Consider the following 7,214-nt stretch of genomic DNA (forward strand, 5'->3'; position numbering starts at 1 on the left):
AGAACCTTCTTTGAACAAGTCTGTGGCGCTGCTATTTAGTGTGTCGATAGTGGGTCAGAATATTCCCTAAGAAAAAGAAAGCGATTGTTAGGCTACCTAATGATACCACATTGATCATAATGCTTAAGAGATTGTCAGTTTCTCCCAGTATAATGGTCATGAGATAGCTACCAGGAATTGACATCAGGCAGAATAATGCAACAGAGTAACTCCAATGCCAAGTCACTTTATGGTGAATTAGGACTGAAAGCCAGAGCAGTAATAACCAGATGAGACTAATAGGAGCGGCTAATTTGAAGAAAAACGGAGCGTCGATATACTGACTAGCCACTAAAATTTTTTCCAGCAGCCACAGATAGGGGAGCACCAGTAGACTGAAGCAAATGCCCGCTTTGATTAGCCGCTGGTGTTGAGAGTGTTCAAAGGTTAACCAGGTTCCTCCTAAACTAGCCACACTGATAAGTGGAATAAGGGACCAAGTTAGTCGCCGATTAATCCCCAAATCTACCACAAAACAAATCAGCAGGCTCAACACCCCTAAAAAGACGACGCCGCGTTTAATAAGACTGTGATAGATTTTTTTATTTATTTCTTTCACGATGATGTTATCTCCTTTCAGTAATGTATCCAAAGAAATAGTATAGACATCACTGATGGCAATAATAGTTTCAAGATCGGGATAATTTTTCCCGGTTTCCCAATTTGAGATAGCTTGTCGCGAAACATGGAGTTGTTTTGCTGCTGCTTCTTGGGTCAGTCCCAGTTCTTTTCGCCGTGCTTGTAATTTTTCACCAATAGTCATGTCGTTCTCCTCGTTGAATAGTCGGCTAATAGAATTCTATCGCCTGCTTTTACTTTACTAAAATCATCGTAAAAATGGTAGCAAGCATCTCTTGCATCCTTGCTATGACAGTCTTTCTCAAGTAAACAGAATTGATAAAAAGACTGGGAAGGGAGTCATTTTTGTCGTTAGCCTTCCAGTTCTTGGTCACGTTTAATGGTAGCTTCTAGCCCTTTGATGACCGTTGCCATAAAATGTTCTTCTTCAAGGGCAACTAATCCGGCAATCGTTGTGCCTCCTGGGGAACAAACTTTATCGATTAAGTCCCAAGGGGTGTCTTCAGAATCAAGAACCATTTGCGCACTACCTTTGACTGCTTCGGCGGCGATTTTTGTCGCCATGGCCTTTGGCAATCCATTTTTAACGCCGGCACGTGACATGGCGTCGATATAAAGGTAGGTAAAAGCTGGTGAACAGCCAGCCAAGGCTGTAAAATTGCGAAAGTCTTTTTCAGCAATCTCATAAGTAGAGCCGACTACATTAAACAGAGCAGCCACCAAGTCCAGCTCTTCCTTGGTAATGAGCTGGTTACCACATATAGCGGAGACACTTTGGCCGATGGAGACGTTCATATTAGGCATTACTTTTACGATCTTTTGTTCTGAGGACGTGAGTTCGGCTAAATTTTCCAATGTTAAACCAGATGCGATTGAAATCAATACCGATTTTCTCTTAGTTAACAACTCGCGCTGTTCATTCAGGATAATAGGAGCGATATGTGGCTTGACGGCGATAATGACCGTATCAGCAATTTCTATTAAGTCAGCATTTGAATGGGCAGATTGGATTCCTAGATTTTTTGCGACAGTCTCCGTATGTTCGGAACTGGAGGTGGTGATATAAATGTCAGTAGCTGGTAGAAAATTTTTGGCTAGCAACCCTTTAATAATGGCTGTGGCCATATTGCCAGCCCCGATAAATCCCAATTTCATGAAAATTCCTTCTTTCGTTATAGATACTTCTAATCTTACCCGTATCACTGTCAGAGTGCAAATAATACTACAGCAAAAGATGTTTGCTGTGTTAGTCTAATCTTGTGGTAAAATATAGAGTGATCAGCCTTACTTAGCCTTTTATAATGGCTTAGCTAGGCCGAAGGAATAAACTGGAGTGAGATTATGAAAGAAACAGTACGAACAATCGGCAGTTGGATTCGCAAACACAGCAGTTGGCTTAAGGTGATTTTTCTCTTTTCCGTGTTGTTATTTGTAGTGAATCAGATGACATCGATTTTACAAGGAATGACTTGGGAAGATCTAAAAGCTGTCTTGTCCTCTCAGCGTAAGCAAACCTTATTGTTGATGACAGCTATTGGTTTAACAGCTGTGTTGCCAATGTTGGTTTATGATTGGGTAACGGTCAGTATACTAGAAGAAAATGGGAAACCACGCTTGTCTCGTAAAACCCTCTTTACTTCAGCCTGGACCACGAATACGTTAAATAATTTAGCCGGGTTTGGCGGTGTAATTGGGGCAACCTTAAGGGCGCGTTTCTATGGACAAGAGGCAGAAACTAAAAAAGTGGTAACGACTGTCTCAAAAGTAGCGATCTTTATGTTGTCCGGTCTGTCTTTACTTTGTGCGGTCACCTTTGTCGACATTTTTTTTATTCGCAGAGGCAATCCCTATGGGAGCTATTGGGTTTGGTTGTTGGGAGGAAGTCTATATGCGCCTGGCTTGTTTCTCTTTACGCGTTTGCGTCGTCAGCGGCTGTTTGCTGATTTTCCTTTAAAGCGGGTCTTAACGCTCTTTTTAGGATCTTTTGGGCAGTGGTGCGGCGCACTTGGAACCTTTCTCCTCATCGGCCAACTTCTAGAGGTGCCAGTTGATGTTTGGCAAGTGTATCCCCTGTTTGTTGCAGCAACATTCATTGGGATGATTTCCATGGTACCCGGGGGAATGGGGACATTTGATGTTTTGATGATTGTCGGTTTAGGCCAAGTTGGCTTGCCGAAAGAGATAGCGGTGGCGTGGTTGCTCTATTACCGTATATTCTATTACGTGGTCCCATTTTTAACAGGTCTCTTTTCATTTATCCATCAAACCAGTACGAAAATTAATCAGTTTTTTGATGATTTACCAAAGGTTTTTACTCAGAAGACGGCTCATTTCATTCTGGTATGTATGGTTTATTTTGCTGGCATTACCATGGCCTTATTGTCCACGATCCCCAATTTATCCAATTTGAGTCAACTAGTCAGCAGATTGTTGCCTTATTCATTTAATTTTTTGGATCAAACATTGAATATGATGGTTGGTTTTTTGCTTATTGGTTTAGCTCGTGGTGTGGCAAATCGTGTTAAAAAAGCTTATTTACCAACGATTATCGTGTTAGCTTTTTGCATCGTGAATACTGTGGCACGAACTGTCTCATGGAGTTTAATCGTGTTCTATTTATTTCTGATCGTTTGTATTTATTGGTCCCGCAAGGAGTTTTACCGAAAGCAGTTGGTATTTTCATGGGAGTCTTTGACGTTCGACGGACTGCTTTACGGTGCTCTTTTTCTTTTGTATTCGGTTGTCGGCTTTTATTCGACCGATCGTTTAGAGCATGGAGAAGTTCCAGCAAATTTTTTATTGTTTCCCTCGGAAGCCGTCTGGATTCAGGGATTAGCTGGTTTAGTTCTCGCTGCGATCACTATTTTTCTGTTGTATCATTATTTAGCGTCTTCCGATCGGGCAGGGCTGTATTTTGATAAGAAGCGAATTAATCAGTTGTTGGAACGCTATGGGGGAACGACGTATAGTCATTTAGTATTTTTAAAGGATAAGCGTCATTATTATTACCGAGAGGACAACTTGGACAAGGTGATGTTTACCTTTGAACTTCAAGGTAGTAAACTCTTTGTTTTAGGAAATCCGGTAGGAGAGCCTGATTGTTTGAAAAAAGCCACGACAGCGTTTATTCGTTATGGAGATCGCTTAGGCTATCAGTTAGTTTTTTACGGCGTAACCGATGACTATACCTTATTGCTTCACGATTTAGGCTTTGACTTTATGAAATTAGGAGAAGAAGGACAGTTGCGACTTCGCACAGCGGAGGAAAGGCAGACCATCTCAGCCAACCGAACCGAGACGAAGCGTTTGGAAAGTTTAGGCTATCATTTTCAATGGTACGAACCGCCTCTTTCCAATGAACTTTTCGTGGAGTTGGAAAAAATATCTGACAATTGGGTGAAAGCTCATGGAGAGCGTTATTTCTCCAATGGTCGTTTTAAGCGCGAATATTTGAACCAAGCCCCTGTCGGCGTGGTCTACAGTGAGCAACGAGAAGCAGTGGGCTTTATTTCGCTAAAACCGATACAGGGCTATCAGGAAATGGGGTATGATTTATTGCGCTTTAAAAAATCAGCTCCAGCTGATTTGGGTGCTTTTATGGTAACTCATGCAATTGACAGCTGCCAAGCAAAAGGTGGCAAGCTTTTCGATCTCGGCTTAGCCCCGTTAGCCAATGTTGGCAACGCTGAAACTTCCTTTATGAAAGAGCGAATAGTCAATGTCTTTTATACATATAGTTCTTCAGTGGTTAGTTTTCAGGATGTTCGCAGCTTTAAAGCGGAATTTGCTACTGATTGGAAGCCCCGCTATCTATCTTACCAGAAGAGCAATGAGTTTTTTTTGATGATGCAATTGTATCTGTTAATAGATCGTGGTAAACGTCGTCGGCCTCGCCCGATGGAAGGTGTGATGATTGAATAGCAAGACTACTGCAATAGCTTCAATAAAGTGGCGACTTTTTGTGCCCCTTACAATAAAGATGAAGAAAGAGGTTTTAACAGTGAAAAAATGGTTAGGTGGCATCATTGCCACAATGTTATCAGTAGTTTTGTTGGTGGGGTGTGCTCCAGAAGAGAAACAGTCAAAAGTCGCAACAGAAGGTCAAGAGGTGACTATTCGGCTAGGCGTCATGCCTTCAACTGACAATATTCCCTTTATTATTGCTCAAAAAGAAGGATATGCCAAAGAGCAGGGGGTAAAGCTTGAGTTAGAAGTATTTAAAAGCGCTAATGATCGTGATGCTGCGCTGCAAGCGGGAAAATTGGATGGTGTTATTACAGACTTAGTGGCAGTGGCGATTTATCGCCAAGGTGATTTAGATGTTAAAGTAGTTGCCGCTCCTTATGATCAATTTGATTTGGTCACAAACGATGAAGCAAAGACTGTTGCGGATTTAAAAGGTAAGGAAGTGGTTTTTGCTGCGCGAACCGGAACAGCTTATGCCATTGATATGATGTTGAAAGAAGCGGGGCTAACCAGAGCAGATATCAAGGCCAATGAAGTGCCACAAGTCTCAGCTCGTTTGGAATTACTGACAAATAAAAAGGTGGCTGGGGCTATTTTACCTGAACCTTTTGTGACGATGGCTAAAGTCGATCAAATGACAGTGGTCCAATCCACTCGGGATATTGGTATCAATCCCTTTGCTATCGCGTTTACCACTGACTTTATCGATGAACAAAGTGACGCCATTCGCGGGATGTTTGATGCCTATAATCAAGCTGTTACCTATCTGGAAACGACGGATAAGTCTGAGTATATTGAGTTATTCATTGCGGAAGTTGGGTTTCCTGCAACCTTGAAAGAGCAAATAGAGATTCCCGATTATGGCAAAATAGAGCAAGTCAAGGTTGCGGATATCGACTCTGCTTTTGAATGGGCTAGACAAGAAGAGCTGTTGAAAAAGGAATTAAATGGGAAAGATGTTATCAGTCATGTCTATTTCAATTGATTCTTTGGCCTTTAAAAACGTCAGTGTCGCTGTTGGAGAACAGGTAATCCTGAAAGAGTTAACGCTCACTTTAGATGCGGGGAAGATTTATACCATTCTTGGGCCATCTGGCACGGGAAAATCGACTCTGCTTCGAGTAGTAGCAGGGTTACAAAATATTGCAGCCGGAGAAATTGAATTAGCTGGGCAACCTTATAAAGCTAGTCATCACTTAATCGGCTTAGTCCCGCAAAATTATGGACTTTTACCTTGGCAGACGGCTTGGCAGGCAGTCACAATGGCTGTAAAAATTAGTCAAAAGAAAAAAAGGCTTTCGTCTGATGATTTAGCAGAGATTGACAGGTTGTTTTCAGCTATGGAAATCAGTGAATTAAAACAGGCTTATCCTAATCAAATGAGTGGTGGTCAACAGCAACGAGTATCGATTACCCGAGCCTTTGCCATTAAAGGTGATTTTCTTTTAATGGATGAGCCGTTTTCGTCGCTAGACGCTTTTACACGTGAAAAAGCCCAATCCTTATTTCGTGAAACTTGGCAACGAGACCCGAAAACCACCCTTTTTATTACGCATGATATTGAGGAGGCACTTCTCTTAGGTCAAAAGATTATTCTGATGACCGGGCAACCGGGACAAATTTTGACAGTTGTTGATAATCCGTTAGGGTGTGAGGGGGAGCTAGTTGAACGAAGAGAACATCCTGACTTTTATTTGGCTGTTCAAACTTTGCGAAGGGAGTTGGCAAGTCGATGAATCGGTTAGTTAAACGTATCAGAGGGATTCTAGTTGCTTTAATTATTGTGCATCTGATCTGGTTTGTTGCCAGTGGGATTCTCGATAAACCAATTTTGCCGAGTCCGATCATTGTTTATCAGGCCTTTGATTCCTTGGTCAAAGCTCAACTGGGGTGGCATATTCTCGTCAGCTTACGACGAATTTTTTTCGGCATGGGATTGGCTTTAGTAATGGGTTCAGGCTTAGGCTTATTGATGGGCCGATCAAAGGGGTGGAACAACCTTTTAGACCCGGTTATTTATTTGACTTACCCGATACCGAAGTTGGCCCTATTGCCCATGATTATGTTGCTGTTTGGCTTGGGAGAAGTCTCAAAAATCTTGTTAATTATTTTGATTGTTTTCCCTCAAGTGGTTTTGTCAGTACGGGACGCGGTTCAAGAAATACCGGAACACCTTTATGATATTTATCAATGTATGCAAGCCAGCTCTTGGCAGACCTTTCGAGAAATTACCTTGCCTGCCAGTTTTTCGGCAGTTTTAAGTACGAGTCGAGTTTCGTTGGGAACGGCTATCTCTGTTTTATTTTTTACAGAGAACTATGGGACAAAATATGGGATGGGGTATTTTATTATGGATGCTTGGACGAGGATGGACTATCCGATGATGTATGGGGCTATCCTCGTTTTAAGTGGATTAGGATTCGGTTTATTCCTTTTAATTGATTTACTAGGTGTTACGACCATCAAATGGCAAAAAAAGAAGTTGGCATAAGCCAACTTCTTTTTTGGGCTGTATAATTTATGGTGTGGATGAGAAAAAATCATTCACACCTATTTTAAGGCAAAAAAATAGAAACATATGATTATTTCCGATAGAATGAAATCGACTAAAACCCATTCAGAGAGGAAAA

General features: G+C 41.7%; 6 protein-coding genes. 4 read left to right on the top strand and 2 right to left on the bottom strand.

The window, feature by feature from the left end; genetic code table 11:
* Positions 1-31: 31 nt before the first annotated feature.
* Positions 32-802, bottom strand: coding sequence for a helix-turn-helix domain-containing protein (locus tag I6N95_RS02650; RefSeq protein WP_209524783.1), 771 nt, complete (start codon positions 800-802; stop codon positions 32-34).
* A gap of 167 nt (positions 803-969) precedes the next feature.
* Positions 970-1,773, bottom strand: a complete 804-nt coding sequence (proC, locus tag I6N95_RS02655; protein WP_209524784.1) for a pyrroline-5-carboxylate reductase — start codon at positions 1,771-1,773, stop codon at positions 970-972.
* 186 nt (positions 1,774-1,959) lie between these two features.
* Here proC and mprF point away from each other — a divergent pair, with 186 nt between their 5' ends.
* The 4 genes from mprF (at position 1,960) to I6N95_RS02675 (ending at position 7,075) form a co-directional block, all read left to right on the top strand.
* On the top strand, positions 1,960-4,539 hold the full coding sequence (mprF, locus tag I6N95_RS02660) for a bifunctional lysylphosphatidylglycerol flippase/synthetase MprF (protein WP_209524785.1): 2,580 nt from the start codon (positions 1,960-1,962) through the stop codon (positions 4,537-4,539).
* 79 nt (positions 4,540-4,618) lie between these two features.
* Positions 4,619-5,569 carry an ABC transporter substrate-binding protein gene (locus I6N95_RS02665; protein ID WP_209524786.1) on the top strand — a complete coding sequence of 317 codons (951 nt, stop codon included), beginning with the start codon at positions 4,619-4,621 and terminating at the stop codon, positions 5,567-5,569.
* Positions 5,532-6,320: an ABC transporter ATP-binding protein gene (locus tag I6N95_RS02670; RefSeq protein WP_209524787.1), complete on the top strand. Its 789-nt coding sequence runs from the start codon at positions 5,532-5,534 to the stop codon at positions 6,318-6,320. The genes I6N95_RS02665 and I6N95_RS02670 overlap by 38 nt, the downstream gene beginning before the upstream one ends.
* Complete coding sequence (locus I6N95_RS02675) at positions 6,317-7,075, top strand: ABC transporter permease (RefSeq protein ID WP_209524788.1); 759 nt, start codon at positions 6,317-6,319, stop codon at positions 7,073-7,075. Before I6N95_RS02670 ends, I6N95_RS02675 begins: the two co-directional genes overlap by 4 nt.
* Positions 7,076-7,214 lie beyond the last annotated feature (139 nt).

Origin of the sequence: Vagococcus allomyrinae (assembly GCF_017829975.1) — a bacterium.
Lineage (GTDB): Bacteria > Bacillota > Bacilli > Lactobacillales > Vagococcaceae > Vagococcus_D > Vagococcus_D allomyrinae.

Bases quoted from the DNA above. Each gene is read 5' to 3' on its own strand.
- I6N95_RS02650 (WP_209524783.1), bottom strand. From the start codon at position 802: ATGACTATTGGTGAAAAATTACAAGCACGGCGAAAAGAACTGGGACTG.
- proC (WP_209524784.1), bottom strand. From the start codon at position 1,773: ATGAAATTGGGATTTATCGGGGCTGGCAATATGGCCACAGCCATTATT.
- mprF (WP_209524785.1), top strand. From the start codon at position 1,960: ATGAAAGAAACAGTACGAACAATCGGCAGTTGGATTCGCAAACACAGC.
- I6N95_RS02670 (WP_209524787.1), top strand. From the start codon at position 5,532: ATGGGAAAGATGTTATCAGTCATGTCTATTTCAATTGATTCTTTGGCC.
- I6N95_RS02675 (WP_209524788.1), top strand. From the start codon at position 6,317: ATGAATCGGTTAGTTAAACGTATCAGAGGGATTCTAGTTGCTTTAATT.